Source organism: Kitasatospora sp. NPDC059817 (assembly GCF_042731835.1).
Classification (GTDB): Bacteria; Actinomycetota; Actinomycetes; order Streptomycetales; family Streptomycetaceae; genus Kitasatospora.
In genome coordinates this window covers 1-14937 of sequence record NZ_JBHWIR010000152.1, presented here as the reverse complement: position 1 = coordinate 14937, position 14937 = coordinate 1, and the positions used below count along the sequence as shown (strand labels likewise).

At 72.1% G+C, this 14937-nt stretch carries 14 protein-coding genes; 1 reads left to right on the top strand and 13 read right to left on the bottom strand.

What is annotated here, in order from left to right:
• Positions 1–124: 124 nt before the first annotated feature.
• From rpoZ to pyrR, 11 genes are all read right to left on the bottom strand, one after another.
• Positions 125–391: a DNA-directed RNA polymerase subunit omega gene (gene rpoZ / locus ACFV61_RS26730; RefSeq protein WP_030240625.1), complete on the bottom strand. Its 267-nt coding sequence runs from the start codon at positions 389–391 to the stop codon at positions 125–127.
• A 37-nt stretch (positions 392–428) separates the two neighbouring features.
• On the bottom strand, positions 429–986 hold the full coding sequence (gmk, locus tag ACFV61_RS26725) for a guanylate kinase (RefSeq protein WP_380370776.1): 558 nt from the start codon (positions 984–986) through the stop codon (positions 429–431).
• Positions 987–1034: 48 nt separating this feature from the next.
• Positions 1035–1361 (bottom strand): integration host factor, actinobacterial type, encoded by a 327-nt coding sequence (gene mihF / locus ACFV61_RS26720; protein WP_063346755.1) that lies wholly within the window; start codon positions 1359–1361, stop codon positions 1035–1037.
• Between the two features lie 382 nt (positions 1362–1743).
• A complete protein-coding gene (gene pyrF / locus ACFV61_RS26715) occupies positions 1744–2577 on the bottom strand; it encodes an orotidine-5'-phosphate decarboxylase (RefSeq protein ID WP_350877835.1) in 834 nt (277 codons plus the stop codon).
• 100 nt (positions 2578–2677) lie between these two features.
• Entirely contained in the window at positions 2678–3793 is a 1116-nt protein-coding gene (locus tag ACFV61_RS26710; protein ID WP_380494310.1) for a quinone-dependent dihydroorotate dehydrogenase, read from the bottom strand.
• A 106-nt stretch (positions 3794–3899) separates the two neighbouring features.
• A complete protein-coding gene (gene carB, locus ACFV61_RS26705; RefSeq protein ID WP_380494308.1) occupies positions 3900–7208 on the bottom strand; it encodes a carbamoyl-phosphate synthase large subunit in 3309 nt (1102 codons plus the stop codon).
• Positions 7201–8391 (bottom strand): glutamine-hydrolyzing carbamoyl-phosphate synthase small subunit, encoded by a 1191-nt coding sequence (gene carA, locus ACFV61_RS26700; RefSeq protein WP_063346759.1) that lies wholly within the window; start codon positions 8389–8391, stop codon positions 7201–7203. Before carA ends, carB begins: the two co-directional genes overlap by 8 nt.
• Positions 8388–8954: a hypothetical protein gene (locus ACFV61_RS26695; protein WP_363372725.1), complete on the bottom strand. Its 567-nt coding sequence runs from the start codon at positions 8952–8954 to the stop codon at positions 8388–8390. The genes carA and ACFV61_RS26695 overlap by 4 nt, the downstream gene beginning before the upstream one ends.
• Complete coding sequence (locus tag ACFV61_RS26690) at positions 8951–10255, bottom strand: dihydroorotase (RefSeq protein ID WP_363372726.1); 1305 nt, start codon at positions 10253–10255, stop codon at positions 8951–8953. Before ACFV61_RS26690 ends, ACFV61_RS26695 begins: the two co-directional genes overlap by 4 nt.
• Entirely contained in the window at positions 10252–11226 is a 975-nt protein-coding gene (locus tag ACFV61_RS26685) for an aspartate carbamoyltransferase catalytic subunit (RefSeq protein ID WP_063346762.1), read from the bottom strand. The genes ACFV61_RS26690 and ACFV61_RS26685 overlap by 4 nt, the downstream gene beginning before the upstream one ends.
• Before the next feature lie 5 nt (positions 11227–11231).
• Entirely contained in the window at positions 11232–11879 is a 648-nt protein-coding gene (pyrR, locus tag ACFV61_RS26680; protein ID WP_063346763.1) for a bifunctional pyr operon transcriptional regulator/uracil phosphoribosyltransferase PyrR, read from the bottom strand.
• A 330-nt stretch (positions 11880–12209) separates the two neighbouring features.
• Between pyrR and ACFV61_RS26675 the strand changes: the two genes are divergently transcribed.
• Positions 12210–12713, top strand: a complete 504-nt coding sequence (locus ACFV61_RS26675) for a transcriptional regulator (protein WP_031072501.1) — start codon at positions 12210–12212, stop codon at positions 12711–12713.
• Between the two features lie 124 nt (positions 12714–12837).
• Here ACFV61_RS26675 and ACFV61_RS26670 read toward each other — a convergent pair whose 3' ends face one another.
• Positions 12838–13779, bottom strand: a complete 942-nt coding sequence (locus ACFV61_RS26670; protein ID WP_380342382.1) for a hypothetical protein — start codon at positions 13777–13779, stop codon at positions 12838–12840.
• A gap of 129 nt (positions 13780–13908) precedes the next feature.
• The gene (locus ACFV61_RS26665; RefSeq protein ID WP_380487013.1) at positions 13909–14736 is read right to left on the bottom strand and encodes a thioesterase family protein; all 828 of its coding nucleotides are present in this window, start codon (positions 14734–14736) and stop codon (positions 13909–13911) included.
• Positions 14737–14937 lie beyond the last annotated feature (201 nt).

Sequence of the window (14937 nt, the reverse complement as noted above, 5' to 3'; positions counted from 1 at the left end):
CACACCCCCCCCCCCCCGCGCCCGCGCGCGCCGTGGTGTCCCCCACACCCCCCGGGTTATGCCCGCGGGCCCGGGTGAAACCTTCGGCGGGGGGCCCTTCCACAAGAAACTTCGGAGCACCGCCTCAGGCGGCTTCGATCGCCTCGGCGGTCAGCATGCCCGCGTTGATCTCGCGCAGCGCGATCGACAGCGGCTTCTCGTGCACGTGGGTGTCGACCAGCGGGCCGACGTACTCGAGCAGGCCCTCACCGAGCTGGGAGTAGTACGCGTTGATCTGACGCGCGCGCTTGGCGGCGTAGATCACGAGGCTGTACTTGGAGTCGGTGGCCTCAAGCAGCTCGTCGATCGGCGGGTTGATGATGCCCTCGGGCGCGGTCATGGAAGAGGACACGCGAAAACCTTCCGAAAGGGTGGAAAAGACAGACAGGTCAGGCTACACCGAGCAAGGCTAGCAGTTCGGCCGCTACCTGCTCGACGGAGGTGTTGACAAGGGTCGTGTCGAACTCGGTCTCGGCCGCGAGCTCGACCTTGGCCGCCTCCAGCCGCTTCGCGATCACGTCCTGCGACTCCGTGCCCCGACCGGTCAGCCGTCGGACCAGCTCGTCCCAGCTCGGCGGGGCCAGGAAGACCAGCTGCGCCTCGGGCATCGACTCGCGCACCTGGCGGGCGCCCTGGAGGTCGATCTCCAGCAGGACGGGCTCGCCGCGCTCCAGCTTCTCCAGCACCGCCGAGCGCGGGGTGCCGTAGCGGTTGCCGGCGAAGACGGCCCACTCCAGCAGCTCGCCGTTGGCGATCAGCTTGTCGAACTCGTCGTTGTCGACGAAGTGGTACTGGACCCCGTTCTGCTCGCCCGGCCTCGGGTGCCGGGTCGTCGCCGACACCGAGAGCCAGACCTCGGGGTGCTGCTTCCTCATATGAGCGACGACCGTGCTCTTGCCGACCCCCGAAGGGCCGGAGAGCACGGTCAGCCGCGGACGCTCACTCATGCACCGATTATCCCGGATCGCGGACGGTCCCGGGACCACGGGGCACGGTCAGGCGGCACCGCCGCCGAACTCCCGCTCCAGGGAGGCGATCTGGTTCGTACCGAGGCCGCGGACGCGCCGGCTCTCGCTGATGCCGAGGCGTTCCATGATCTGCTTGGCACGGACCTTGCCGACGCCGGGAAGGGACTCCAGCAGTGCGGAGACCTTCATCTTGCCGATGACGTCGTTCTCGGCCTTTCCGGCCTTGATCACCTCGTGCAGGGAGGCGCCGGAGTGCTTGAGCCGGTTCTTGACCTCGGCGCGCTCCCGGCGAGCCTCGGCGGCCTTGGCGAGCGCGGCGGTGCGCTGTTCAGGGGTAAGGGGCGGAAGAGCCACGCCGTTCACCTCAGGGTGTGGAAGGAAGGGATTGAGCTATGACTGGTTTGGATCCCAGGACACCGTCCGCAAGGGGAACCACAGGGCCCTTGACCTGCGGGAGCTACGGGTTTCGCGGCTCGCCGATGACCTATCGCCGGACACTACCCGGATTGCGGCGCCACGTCAGGAAAAGAACACGAAAAGTCCTGGTCAGCCAAGGCCGACCAGGACTTTCCAGGGCAAAATGACCGCGATTGCGAAACTTTGACACCGCCAATGTGACGGCGCTCACGTCAACTTCGGTGGGGTCCGGGGACCCTCGCCGGGCTGCGCACACTGCGCAGGGTCATCGCCCCGCTACGCGCTCGCGCCCGCGATCGCCGCTACTTCACCGCGTCCGCTACTTCACCGCGTCCGCGTACTCGCCGACGAACCGCTCGGCCGCCGAGCGCAGGGCCGCCACCGACGGACCGTGCTTGAGCACGTCCCGGCTGACGCTCGGCACCACGTTGATCACCGCGGCGCCGAACACCCGCGGCAGGTCGGCCATCGTCGCGCCCTGGGCGCCGATCCCGGGCGCCAGCAGCGGGCCGTTGATGGCCAGTTCCACGCCCGCGTCGGCGAGCGTCGCGCCGACGACCGCGCCGAAGGAGCCCAGCGGGGCGGCGTCGCCGTTCTCCGCCGCCAGTTGCCGCAGCACCGAGGCCGCGACCGACTCGCCGTCCGCGCCGACCGCCCGCTGCACCTCGTGGCCCTCCGGGTTGGAGGTGAGCGCCAGCGCGAACACGCCGCAGCCCTGCGCGCGGGCCAGGTCGAGGGCCGGGCGCAGCGAGCCGAAGCCCAGGTACGGGCTGACCGTGACGGCGTCCGAGAACAGCGGGCTGCCGGGCGACAGGAAGGCCTCCGCGTAGGCGGCCATGGTGGAGCCGATGTCGCCGCGCTTGGCGTCCATCAGGACCAGCGCGCCGGCCGCCCTGGCCTCCTCGACGGACTTCTCCAGCACCGCGACGCCCTTGCTGCCGAAGCGCTCGAAGAAGGCGGCCTGCGGCTTGAGCACGGCCACCCGGTCGGCCAGCGCCTCGACGACGGTGCGGCTGAAGGTCTCCAGGCCGGCGAGGTCGTCGCCGAGCCCCCAGGCGGCGAGCAGGGAGGCGTGCGGGTCGATGCCGACGCAGAGCTGGCCACGGGTGTCGAGGGCCTGGCGCAGCCGGGCGCCGAACGGGGCGAGGGTCATGTCGTCCTTCCGGAAGGTCGTGGGGAGGCCGCACGGAGGCCGTGCGCGGGTCCTACACGGCTCGCACGGGGCGTCGTACGGAGCCGTGGCGTACGGAGGTTCAGGAGGCGGCCTTGGCGCCGTCGACGGCACTGCCGACGGCGGCGGCCAGGTCGCGGAAGCCCGCGGCCCGGATCCGGGCGGAGAGGCCCCGGTGGATCCGGCGGCACCAGAACGGGCCCTCGTAGATGAAGGCGCTGTAGCCCTGGACGAGGTCCGCGCCGTGGACGATCCGCTGCCAGACGTCCTCGGCGGTCTCGACGCCGCCGACCGAGACCAGCGTCAGCCGGCCCCCGGTCCGGGCGCGCAGGCGCTGGAGCACCTCCAGGGCGCGGGCCTTGAGCGGGGCGCCGGACAGGCCGCCCATGCCGATCTCCTCGACCCGGGCGGCGTCGGCGCGCAGGCCTTCGCGGCCGATCGTGGTGTTGGTGGCGATGATGCCGTCCAGGCCCAGTTCCAGGGCGAGGTCGGCGACCGCGTCGACGTCCTCGTCGGCCAGGTCGGGGGCGATCTTGACCAGCAGCGGGACGTGGTGCGCGGTGGTGCGGTCGGCGGCCTCGCGGACGGCGGCGAGCAGCGGGCGCAGGTGGTCCACGGCCTGGAGGTTGCGCAGCCCGGGGGTGTTCGGCGAACTGACGTTGACGACCAGGTAGTCGGCGTACTTGGCCAGCCGCTCGGTGGACTTGACGTAGTCGGCGACGGCGTCGGCCTCCTCGACCACCTTGGTCTTGCCGATGTTGACGCCGATCACCGGGGTGGAGCTGGTGTGCGGGCGGGCGGCGAGGCGCGCGGCGACCCGGGCCGAGCCCTGGTTGTTGAAGCCCATCCGGTTGATCAGCGCGCGGTCCTCGACCAGGCGGAACAGCCGGGGCGTCGGGTTGCCCGGCTGGGGCTCGCCGGTGATGGTGCCGATCTCGACGTAGTCGAAGCCGAGCATCGCCAGGCCGTCGATGCCGACGCCGTTCTTGTCGAAGCCGGCCGCCAGGCCGAACGGGCCCGGCAGGTCGAGGCCGAGGGCGGTGGTGTGCAGCGCCCGGTCGCGCGGGGCGAGCACCAGCCGCGCCAGCGTGCGCAGGCCGGGCACCGAGGAGGCGAGCCGGATCCAGAAGAAGGCGAGGTGGTGGGCCTTCTCGGGGTCCATCTTCTTGAAGACGAGGTCGAACAGCAGCTTGTACAAAAACCCAACTCCCGGATCAGGGCCCGGATCTGAGCGTGAGCACCCGGATCAGGGCATGGAAGTGGGGGGCACCCGGCTGGCCTCGGTGCCCCCCACTGCTGTGGTGCTACTTGCGGCCGGCGTTGATCAGCGCGGCGTGCTCCTGGAGCGACATCACCCCGACCTCGTCGCGCAGCAGCGCGTCCATGCCCTGGACGGCCGCGCCCATCGCCTGGACCGTGGTCAGGCAGGGCACGCCGCGGGACACGGCGGCGGTGCGGATCTCGTAGCCGTCGAGGCGCCCGCCGGTGCCGTACGGCGTGTTGATGATGAGGTCGACCTCACCGTCGTGGATCAGCTGGACGATGGTCCGCTCGCCGTTGGGGCCCTCGCCCTCGCTGTGCTTGCGCACCAGCGTGGACGGGATGCCGCCGCGGTGCAGCACCTCGGCGGTGCCGGCGGTGGCGAGCACCTCGAAGCCGAGGCCGACCAGCGCGCGGGCCGGGAAGACCAGGTTGCGCTTGTCGCGGTTGGCGACCGAGACGAAGACCTTGCCCTTGGTCGGCAGCGCGCCGTAGGCGCCGGCCTGGGCCTTGGCGTAGGCCGTGCCGAAGACCTTGTCGATGCCCATGACCTCGCCGGTCGAGCGCATCTCCGGGCCGAGCACGGTGTCCACGCCGCGGCCGTGGATGTCGCGGAAGCGGCTCCACGGCATCACGGCCTCCTTGACCGCGATCGGCGCGTCGGCCGGCAGCGTGCCGCCGTCGCCCTCGGCCGGGAGCAGGCCCTCGGCGCGCAGTTCGGCGATGGTGGCGCCGAGCGAGATCCGGGCGGCGGCCTTGGCCAGCGGCACGGCGGTCGCCTTGGAGGTGAACGGCACGGTGCGGGAGGCGCGCGGGTTGGCCTCCAGCACGTACAGGATGTCCCCGGCCAGCGCGAACTGGATGTTGATCAGGCCGCGGACGCCGACGCCGCGCGCGATGGCCTCGGTGGAGGTGCGCAGGCGCTTGATGTCGTAGCCGCCGAGGGTGATCGGGGGCAGCGCGCAGGCGGAGTCGCCGGAGTGGATGCCGGCCTCCTCGATGTGCTCCATGACGCCGCCGAGGTAGAGCTCGGTGCCGTCGTACAGCGCGTCGACGTCGATCTCCACCGCGTCGTCGAGGAAGCGGTCGATGAGCACCGGGTGCTCGGAGATCAGGCCGGCGTGGCGCTCCAGGTAGGAGGCGAGCGAGGCCTCGTCGTAGACGATCTCCATGCCGCGGCCGCCGAGCACGTACGACGGGCGGGCGAGCACCGGGTAGCCGATCTCGTCGGCGATGGCCTTGGCCTCGGCGAAGGAGAAGGCGGTGCCGTGCTTGGGGGCGGGCAGGCCGGCGTCGCGCAGCACGCGGCCGAAGGCGCCGCGCTCCTCGGCGAGGTCGATCGCCTCGGGCTGGGTGCCGACGATCGGCACGCCGTTGTCCTTGAGCGCCTGGGCCAGGCCGAGCGGGGTCTGGCCGCCGAGCTGGACGATCACGCCGGCCAGCGGGCCGGCCTGCTGCTCGGCGTGGACGATCTCCAGCACGTCCTCCAGGGTGAGCGGCTCGAAGTAGAGCCGGTCGGAGGTGTCGTAGTCGGTGGAGACGGTCTCCGGGTTGCAGTTGACCATCACGGTCTCGTACCCGGCGTCGGCCAGCGCGAAGGAGGCGTGCACGCAGGAGTAGTCGAACTCGATGCCCTGGCCGATGCGGTTCGGGCCGGAGCCGAGGATGATCACGGCCGGCTTGGTGCGCGGGGCGACCTCGTTCTCCTCGTCGTAGGACGAGTAGAAGTACGGGGTCTTGGCGGCGAACTCGGCGGCGCAGGTGTCGACGGTCTTGAACACCGGGCGGATGCCGAGCGCGTGCCGGACCTCGCGGACGACGTCCGGCTTCAGGCCGCGGATCTCGCCGATCTGCTGGTCGGAGAAGCCGTGCCGCTTGGCGTGGCGCAGCAGTTCGGGGGTGAGCTTCGCGGCCTCGGTCAGCTCGGCGGCGATCTCGTCGAGCAGGAAGAGCTGGTCGACGAACCACGGGTCGATCTTGGTGGCCTCGAACACCTCCTCCGGGGTGGCGCCGGCCCGGATGGCCTGCATCACGGTGTTGATCCGGCCGTCGGTCGGCACGACCGCCTTGACCAGCAGCTCGGCCTTGTCGCCGACCGGGCCGGTCCAGGAGAACTGGGAGCCCTTCTTCTCCAGCGAGCGCAGCGCCTTCTGCAGCGCCTCGGGGAAGTTGCGGCCCATGGCCATGGCCTCGCCGACCGACTTCATGGTGGTGGTCAGCGTGGCGTCGGCGCTCGGGAACTTCTCGAACGCGAACCGGGGGACCTTCACCACGACGTAGTCGAGGGCCGGCTCGAAGGAGGCCGGGGTCTGCTCGGTGATGTCGTTGGGGATCTCGTCGAGCGTGTAGCCGACGGCCAGCTTGGCGGCGATCTTGGCGATCGGGAAGCCGGTCGCCTTCGAGGCCAGCGCGGAGGAGCGCGACACCCGCGGGTTCATCTCGATGACGATGACCCGGCCGTCGTCGGGGTTGACGGCGAACTGGATGTTGCAGCCGCCGGTGTCGACGCCGACCTCGCGGATCACGGCGATGCCGATGTCGCGCAGGATCTGGTACTCACGGTCGGTGAGGGTCATCGCCGGGGCGACGGTGATCGAGTCACCGGTGTGCACGCCCATCGGGTCGAAGTTCTCGATGGAGCAGACGACCACGACGTTGTCGTTCTTGTCGCGCATCAGCTCCAGCTCGTACTCCTTCCAGCCGAGGATGGACTCCTCCAGGAGCACCTCGGTGGTCGGCGAGAGGGCCAGGCCCTGGCCGGCGATGCGGCGCAGGTCCTCCTCGTCGTGGGCGAAGCCGGAGCCGGCGCCGCCCATGGTGAAGGAGGGGCGCACGACGACGGGGTAGCCGCCGAGCGTGTCGACGCCGGCCAGCACGTCGTCCATCGAGTGGCAGATGACCGAGCGGGCCGACTCGCCGTGGCCGATCTTGGCGTTGACCGCCTCGACGACGCCCTTGAACAGCTGGCGGTCCTCGCCCTTGTTGATCGCCACCACGTCGGCGCCGATCAGCTCGACGCCGTACTTCTCCAGCGTGCCGGCCGAGTGCAGCGAGATCGCGGTGTTGAGCGCGGTCTGCCCGCCGAGGGTCGGCAGCAGCGCGTCGGGGCGCTCCTTGGCGATGATCCGCTCGACGAACTCCGGGGTGATCGGCTCGACGTAGGTGGCGTCGGCGATCTCCGGGTCGGTCATGATCGTGGCCGGGTTGGAGTTGACCAGCACGACCCGCAGGCCCTCGGCCTTGAGGACGCGGCAGGCCTGCGTGCCCGAGTAGTCGAACTCGGCGGCCTGGCCGATCACGATCGGGCCGGACCCGATCACCAGGACGGACTTGATGTCAGTGCGCTTAGGCACGCTGGCCCTCCATGAGCTTCGCGCTGTGCTTGTCGTCGCCGCGCATGAGCTCGACGAACCGGTCGAAGAGGTAGGCCGCGTCGTGCGGGCCGGCCGCCGCTTCGGGGTGGTACTGCACGCTGAAGGCGGGGACGTCGAGCGCCTGGAGGCCCTCGACCACGTCGTCGTTGAGGCAGACGTGGGAGACCTCGACCCGCCCGAAGGGGGTGTCGCTCACCCGGTCCAGCGGTGCGTTCACGGCGAAGCCGTGGTTGTGCGCGGTCACCTCGACCTTGCCGGTGGTGCGGTCCTGCACCGGCTGGTTGATGCCGCGGTGGCCGTACTTGAGCTTGTAGGTGCCGAAGCCCAGTGCGCGGCCGAGGATCTGGTTGCCGAAGCAGATCCCGAAGAACGGGGTCCCGCGCTCCAGCACGCCCTGCGCGACGGCGACCTGGTGGTCGGCGGTGGCCGGGTCGCCCGGGCCGTTGGAGAAGAACACGCCGTCCGGCTGGACCGCGTAGAGGTCCTCCAGGGTGGAGTTGGCCGGCAGCACGTGCACCTCGATGCCGCGCTCGGCCATCCGCTGCGGGGTCATCCCCTTGATGCCGAGGTCCAGCGCGGCGACGGTGAACTTCTTCTCACCGATCGCGGGCACGACGTACGCCTCGGTGGTCGCCACCTCGGCGCACAGGTCGGCGCCCTTCATCTCGGGCGACTGCTGCACCCGGGCGAGCAGTTCGGCCTGGTCGGTCAGCGCCTCGCCGGAGAAGATGCCGCAGCGCATCGCGCCGCGCTCGCGCAGGTGGCGGGTGAGCGCCCGGGTGTCGATGCCGCTGATGCCGACGACGCCCTGGCGGACGAGCTCCTCGTCCAGCGAGCGGGTGGAGCGCCAGTTGGACGCCACCCGGGCGGGGTCGCGCACGACGTACCCGGCGACCCAGATCCGCTTGGACTCGTCGTCCTCGTCGTTCCAGCCGGTGTTGCCGATCTGCGGGGCGGTCATCACGACCACCTGGCGGTGGTACGACGGGTCGGTGAGGGTCTCCTGGTAGCCGGACATGCCGGTGTTGAAGACGGCCTCGCCGAAGGTCTCGCCGGTCGCGCCGTAGGCCTCGCCGCGGAAGGTCCGGCCGTCCTCCAGGACGAGCACGGCGGGGGTGCGCTCCCGCCGTCGGCGCTGCGTGGTGGGGGCAGGTGCGGTCATTGAGCGGCCTCTTCCGTCTTCGTCTTCGTACGTGTTGCGAGTTGGGCGATCGCCTCGACCCAGGCGGCGTGCTCGTCGGGGTGGTCGGCCCGGAAGCCCGAGTCCAGCTCGGTGCCCTCGTGCGTCCAGCTGACGACGAGCAGCCCGGCCGGGACGACCTTGCCGGCGATCCCGGAGTCCGTGCGGGCACCGGTCAGGTGCCCGGCCGGGATCCAGAGGTCGACGTCACCGGGGCGCCGCACCAGCAGGCCGTCCTCGCCGAGGGTGAGGTCGGCGCGGCTGCGGGTGCCCAGGCCGTGCGCGACGACCCGGTCGAGCCAGTTCCCGGCGGTGGTGGAGCCGTGGTACCGCCCGCTGGTCTCCAGGATGGTCCGCCCGGCGCCGGCCGGCACGGCGGGCAGCGGCGGGATGCCGGACTGGAGGGTGCGCCGCCAGTTCCAGCCCTGCCGCATCAGCCAGTAGACGAGCCCGATGACGATCAGCAGGCCGACGGCCCAGCCGATGTACCCGGGCCAGTTGGTGACCTTGGCCTGCTCCTGGGCGAGCGCGGCCGGGCCGGTCACGCCGCCCCGCCCTGCTCGGCCAGCTCGCCGGCCAGCACGGTGGCGCGCCCGCGCAGGAAGGTGGCGTGCACCCGTCCGGGCAGGTCAAGGCCCTTGTAGGGGGTGTTGCGGCTGCGGGTGGCGAAGCTGTCCGGGTTCACGGCACCACGGTACGCGGGATCGAACAGCACCAGGTTGGCCGGCTCACCGACCGAGACGGGACGGCCCTGTCCGGCGAGACGGCCGATCCGGGCCGGGCGGTGCGACATGCGGTCGGCGACGCCCTCCCAGTTCAGCAGGCCGGTGTCCACCATGGTCTGCTGCACGACCGACAGCGCGGTCTCCAGGCCGACCATGCCCATCGCGGCGACGGCCCACTCGCAGTCCTTGTCCTCGTCCGGGTGCGGCGCGTGGTCGGTGGCGACGGCGTCGATGGTGCCGTCCGCGAGCGCCTTGCGCAGCGCCTGGACGTCCTCGGCGGTGCGCAGCGGCGGGTTGACCTTGTAGACCGGGTCGTAGGAGCGGACCAGCTCGTCGGTGAGCAGCAGGTGGTGCGGGGTGACCTCGGCGGTGACGTCCCAGCCCTTGGCCTTGGCCCAGCGGATGATCTCGACCGAGCCGGCGGTGGAGACGTGGCAGACGTGCAGCCGGGAGCCGACGTGCGCGGCGAGCAGCACGTCCCGCGCGATGATCGACTCCTCGGCGACGGCCGGCCAGCCGCCGAGCCCGAGCTCGCCGGAGACCTGGCCCTCGTTCATCTGGGCGCCCTCGGTGAGCCGCGGCTCCTGGGCGTGCTGGGCGACGACGCCGTCGAAGGCCTTGACGTACTCCAGGGCGCGGCGCATCAGCACCGCGTCGTCCACGCACTTGCCGTCGTCGGAGAAGACCCGCACGTTCGCGGCGGACTCGTGCATCGCGCCCAGCTCGGCGAGCTTGTTGCCCTCCAGGCCGACGGTGACGGCGCCGACCGGCTGCACGTCGCAGTAGCCGGCCTCCTGGCCGAGTCGCCAGACCTGCTCGACCACGCCGGCGGTGTCGGCCACCGGGGTGGTGTTGGCCATCGCGTGCACGGCGGTGAAGCCGCCCATCGCGGCGGCCCGGGTGCCGGTGAGCACGGTCTCGGCGTCCTCGCGGCCGGGCTCGCGCAGGTGGGTGTGCAGGTCGACGAGGCCGGGCAGCACGATCAGGCCGCCGGCGTCGATCTCGATGTCCGCCTCGACCGCCAGGTCGGTGCCGATCGCCTTGATCACACCGTCGGCGAGGTGGAGGTCCTGCGGGGCACCGCCGAGGATCTGGGCGTTGCGGATCAGGTAGGTGGTCACTGAGCGGTCTCCACGGAGTCGGTGCGGGCGTCGTTGAGGGTGGCTCCCCCGAGCAGCAGGTACAGGACGGCCATCCGGACCGACACGCCGTTGGCGACCTGCTCGACCACGGTGCAGCGCGGCGAGTCGGCGACCTCGGCGGTGATCTCCATGCCGCGCACCATCGGGCCGGGGTGCATCACGATGGCGTGCTCGGGCAGCTGGGACATCCGGGTGCCGTTCAGGCCGTAGCGGCGGCTGTACTCGCGCTCGGTCGGGAAGAACGCGGCGTTCATCCGCTCGCGCTGCACCCGCAGCATCATCACCGCGTCCGTCTTGGGGAGCACGCGGTCCAGGTCGTAGCTGACCTCGCAGGGCCAGTTCTGAATGCCGATCGGCAGCAGCGTCGGCGGGGCGACGAAGGTGACCTGGGCACCGAGGGTGGTCAGCAGGTGCACGTTGGAACGGGCGACCCGGCTGTGCAGGATGTCGCCGACGATGGTCACCCGGCGCCCGGCGAGGTCGTTGCCCAGCCCGGCGTTGAGGTGGCGGCGCATGGTGAAGGCGTCGAGCAGCGCCTGGGTGGGGTGCTCGTGGGTGCCGTCACCGGCGTTGATCACGCTGCCGTGCAGCCAGTCGGACTGGGCGAGGCGGGCCGGCGCGCCCGAGGCGTGGTGCCGGACGACGACCGCGTCGGCGCCCATCGCCTGGAGGGTGAGCGCGGTGTCCTTGAGGCTCTCGCCCTTGGAGACCGAGGAGCCCTTGGCGGAGAAGTTGATGACGTCGGCGGAGAGCCGCTTCTCGGCGACCTCGAAGGAGGTCTTGGTGCGGGTCGAGTCCTCGAAGAAGAGGTTGACGACGGTCCGGCCGCGCAGCGTGGGCAGCTTCTTGACGGCCCGTCCGGAGAGCTGGGCCAGCTCCTCGGCGGTGTCCAGGATCAGCAGCGCGTCGTCGCGGGTGAGGTCGGCGGCGGAGACGAGGTGGCGCTTCACGCGGGCTACTCCGGGAGGTGCGGTTCGGACGGCTGGGAGGCCAGGGCCTGCGAACCCTGTTCATCGCGCGCGGAGCGCGACGCATCGGTGTAGGCGCGGTCGCCGACCAGCACGGCGTCCACGCCGTCGCTGTCGGACAGGCGCACCTGCACGGCCTCGCGCAGCGAGGTGGGGAGGTTCTTGCCCACGTAGTCGGCCCGGATCGGCAGCTCGCGGTGGCCGCGGTCGACCAGGACGGCGAGCTGGACGGCGCGCGGGCGGCCGATGTCGTTCAGCGCGTCGAGCGCGGCCCGGATGGTGCGGCCGGAGAAGAGCACGTCGTCGACGAGGATGACGAGCTTGCCGTCGATGCCGCCGGACGGGATCTCGGTGTGCTCCAGGGCGCGGGCGGGCTTGAGCCGCAGGTCGTCCCGGTACATGGTGATGTCCAGGGCACCCAGCGGGATCTCGCGCCCGGTGATCTGGGCCAGCCGGCCGTGCAGGCGGCGGGCGAGGTGGACGCCCCTGGTGTGGATGCCGAGCAGCACGACGTCCTCGGCGCCCTTGGCGCGCTCGACGATCTCGTGCGCTATCCGGGTGACGACCCGGGCGATGTCCGTGCCGTCCAGCACCTGGTGCGGCGGTCGCGGCGTCGAATCTTGGTGTGTGGTCATGCCGAAGCGGACCTCCTTCCCCGCCTCACTGGACGGGCCTTAAAGGATGTCTGGGACTGCCCCCGCCGACCTGGCGCGGGCTTCGAGCCATCCTAGCAGCGGGCCGGGAGGCAACCGGACACGCACCATTCCGCTTCGCCCGGTTCACGCCCCGGACGCGCCGCGGATGCGGGCCATTCGCACGACTGCCCCATTCGGCTTGACGCAGCTACCTTACTCTACGTAACCTCACAGTGAGTTACGAGACGGACGTCGAACCCACCGGTAACGGCGTCGACCATCGTCCGTGACCCACCACTGAACGCGAAGCAATCTCGTCCGGGGAGATCAATGTCCAGCGACTACGCGAAGCAACTCGGGGGCAAGCTCCGAGCGATCCGCACTCAGCAGGGTCTCTCCCTGCACGGTGTCGAGGAGAAGTCCCAGGGGCGCTGGAAGGCAGTCGTCGTCGGCTCGTACGAGCGCGGCGACCGTGCGGTCACCGTGCAGCGGCTGGCCGAGCTGGCGGAGTTCTACGGCGTCCCGGTGCAGGAGCTGCTGCCCGGCGGCACCCCCGGCGGCGCGGCCGAGCCGCCGCCGCGCCTGGTGCTCGACCTGGAGAGACTGACCCAGGTCCCGTCCGAGAAGGCCGGCCCGCTGCAGCGCTACGCGGCGACGATCCAGAGCCAGCGCGGCGACTACAACGGCAAGGTGCTGTCGATCCGCCAGGACGACCTGCGCACCCTGGCGGTCATCTACGACCAGTCGCCGTCGATCCTCACCGAGCAGCTGATCTCCTGGGGCGTGCTGAACCCCGACGCGCGCCGTGCGGTGCGCGAGGAGGAGGCGAGCTGACGCTCGCCGCACCGGCTCCCGTCGGCTCGGTCCGCGGTCCGGGCCACGCCCCGGGCCTTGCAGAAACGTCACGGCGCGGCACCCCGCATCCCGGGGGCCGCGCCGTCGCGCGTCCACGGCCGGCTCAGCAGACCGTCCCCAGGCTGTAGCCGGGCTGCGCCGCCACGCCGTCCAACCGCACCGGCCCGGCAGCCGGCGCCCAGTCCTGCCCGCCGCTCGACCAGGCCCAGGAGGCCGGCAGGAAGTGCTCGTCAGCGGCTGCGCCGCGGGCGCCGCCCGCCGCCACCGAGCCCTGCGAGCCGTGCAGCACCGCCACCCCCGGCAGCTCCAGCGCCAATCCGGCGCACAGCACCGCGCAGACCAGCTCCAGGTCCTCGTCGTTGATCCGGACCACGCCGTCCTCCCACTGCAGCACCCGGGCCGCCGCGGTCAGCCGCCCGCCCGGCGCGTCCACCCGCAGCCGCAGCTCGTACACCCCGGCGCCCGCGCCGACCAGCATCCGGCGGAACACCTCGGCGCCGCGCTGACGGGCGGCGCGTACCCAGCGGGCGTGCTCCTCGTCGACCTCGCCCGCGGCCCCGGACAGGCCGCCGTCCAGCAGCAGGTCGGCGTGGCAGAGCGTCAGCCCGCTCTCCCGGGCCCGGACCAGGCGCGGCACGAAGTCCCCGGCCAGTTCCTCGCCCTGATAGGCCAGCAGCTGGGTCTGCAACGGCGGATTGACCAGGTAGCGGTCGCGGGCGAGCGGTTCGGCCGGGTCCAGCCCGTGCAGCACGCAGAACTCCGCGAAGTCCTGCGGGTGGAACATCCGGGCCCGCACGGTGTCGAAGCGCTCCAGGGCGTCGGCCAGCAGCTCGGCGGTCTCGGCCAGGTAGTGCTCGTGGTCGGCGGCGTTCGACAGCCCCCAGGCGCGGGCCCGGGCGAAGTCGGCCGCGCTGGTCAGGATCCCGATGACGAACGCCTGCTCGGCCCCCTCGACCCGCCGCCGCTGGTGCGGCGCCCGCACCGTGGGTCGCGGGCCGCCGGCGGTGCAGTCGGAGTTGCGGCGGGCGCGGCCACTGTGGCTCATCGATGGCTCCTGGCGTCGGCGGGTGACGGTCAGCGGCCGGCTCGCCGCTGACCGTCTATCTCCCCATCCGCGCGCGCCGCACACGTACGGCGTGTCACAGGAATGTAACCGACGGTAAGACGATGTGATTCACGCCTTCCGCGGCACCCGGGCCAGCTGGCGGGACTGCGCGACCAGGCGGCCGGACTCGTCCCAGACCTCGGCATCCTCCTCGAAGTACCCGCCGGCCACGTTGCGGGTGGCGTGGGTGACCCGCAGCCAGCCCGGGACCGGCCTGGCCCGCAGGTGGACGGTCAGCTCGACGGTCGGGGCCCAGCCGGGCATGCCCAGGTCGAAGGTCACCGGCGGCAGCGCGTCGGCGACCAGCAGGAGCAGCAGCGGGTCGGGGTCGCGGCCGTCGGCGAGCCGGAACCAGCCCTGGATCCGCCCGTTGCCGGACGGCTGCCCGAGCGCCCAGCCGATGGTGGCCGGGTCCAGCCGCAGGTCGAAGCGCTCCAGCAGTTCGGCCTGGGCGATCAGCTCCCGGGGCGCGTGCTCGACGCCGATGCACTGGTCCGGCGGCGGCAGCTGCGGCGGCAGGGCGCTGGTGCGTACCTCGCCGTCGGCGGTGGAGAGGTCGCCGTGGCTGGCGACCACCCGCAGCCGCTCCACGCCGTCCTGGCTGAGCGAGGCGGTGCCGGTGGAGAGCCCGCGGCCGGTGCGCAGCACCTCGGTGCGGACGGTGGCCGGGCCGGGCGTGGAGGCGGACAGGTAGTAACCACTGATCGACACCGGGTCGGGGTGGTCGCCGTGCTCCAGCGACAGCGCGTGTCCGGCGACGGCGAGCAGCAGCCCGCCGTTGACCCCGCCGCCGATCTGCCAGCCGGCACCGAGTTCGGCCTCGTAGCGGCCGGGCTCGTCAGGGTGCCGGGTCAGGGCGATGCCCTGGTCGAACTCGCTGCGGGTCGCGGTGGTCATGGGGGGTGGCCTGCCCTTCACTGCGGTTTCCGAACGCCAAGTTACTGGCGAGTAGGGCACCACCTTACGCCGCCCGGGTGAAACGCGCGACGGGGGGGGGGGGGGGGGGGGGCGGGGGGGGGCGGCGGGGGGGGGGGGGTGGGCGCCCCCCGGGGGGGGGGGGGGGGGGCGCGGCGCTCGCGCGGGGGGGGGGCGCGGCTC

Bases quoted from the DNA above. Each gene is read 5' to 3' on its own strand.
- gmk (WP_380370776.1), bottom strand. From the start codon at position 986: ATGAGTGAGCGTCCGCGGCTGACCGTGCTCTCCGGCCCTTCGGGGGTC.
- pyrF (WP_350877835.1), bottom strand. From the start codon at position 2,577: ATGACCCTCGCCCCGTTCGGCGCCCGGCTGCGCCAGGCCCTCGACACC.
- carA (WP_063346759.1), bottom strand. From the start codon at position 8,391: ATGACCGCACCTGCCCCCACCACGCAGCGCCGACGGCGGGAGCGCACC.
- pyrR (WP_063346763.1), bottom strand. From the start codon at position 11,879: ATGACCACACACCAAGATTCGACGCCGCGACCGCCGCACCAGGTGCTG.
- ACFV61_RS26675 (WP_031072501.1), top strand. From the start codon at position 12,210: ATGTCCAGCGACTACGCGAAGCAACTCGGGGGCAAGCTCCGAGCGATC.
- ACFV61_RS26670 (WP_380342382.1), bottom strand. From the start codon at position 13,779: ATGAGCCACAGTGGCCGCGCCCGCCGCAACTCCGACTGCACCGCCGGC.
- ACFV61_RS26665 (WP_380487013.1), bottom strand. From the start codon at position 14,736: ATGACCACCGCGACCCGCAGCGAGTTCGACCAGGGCATCGCCCTGACC.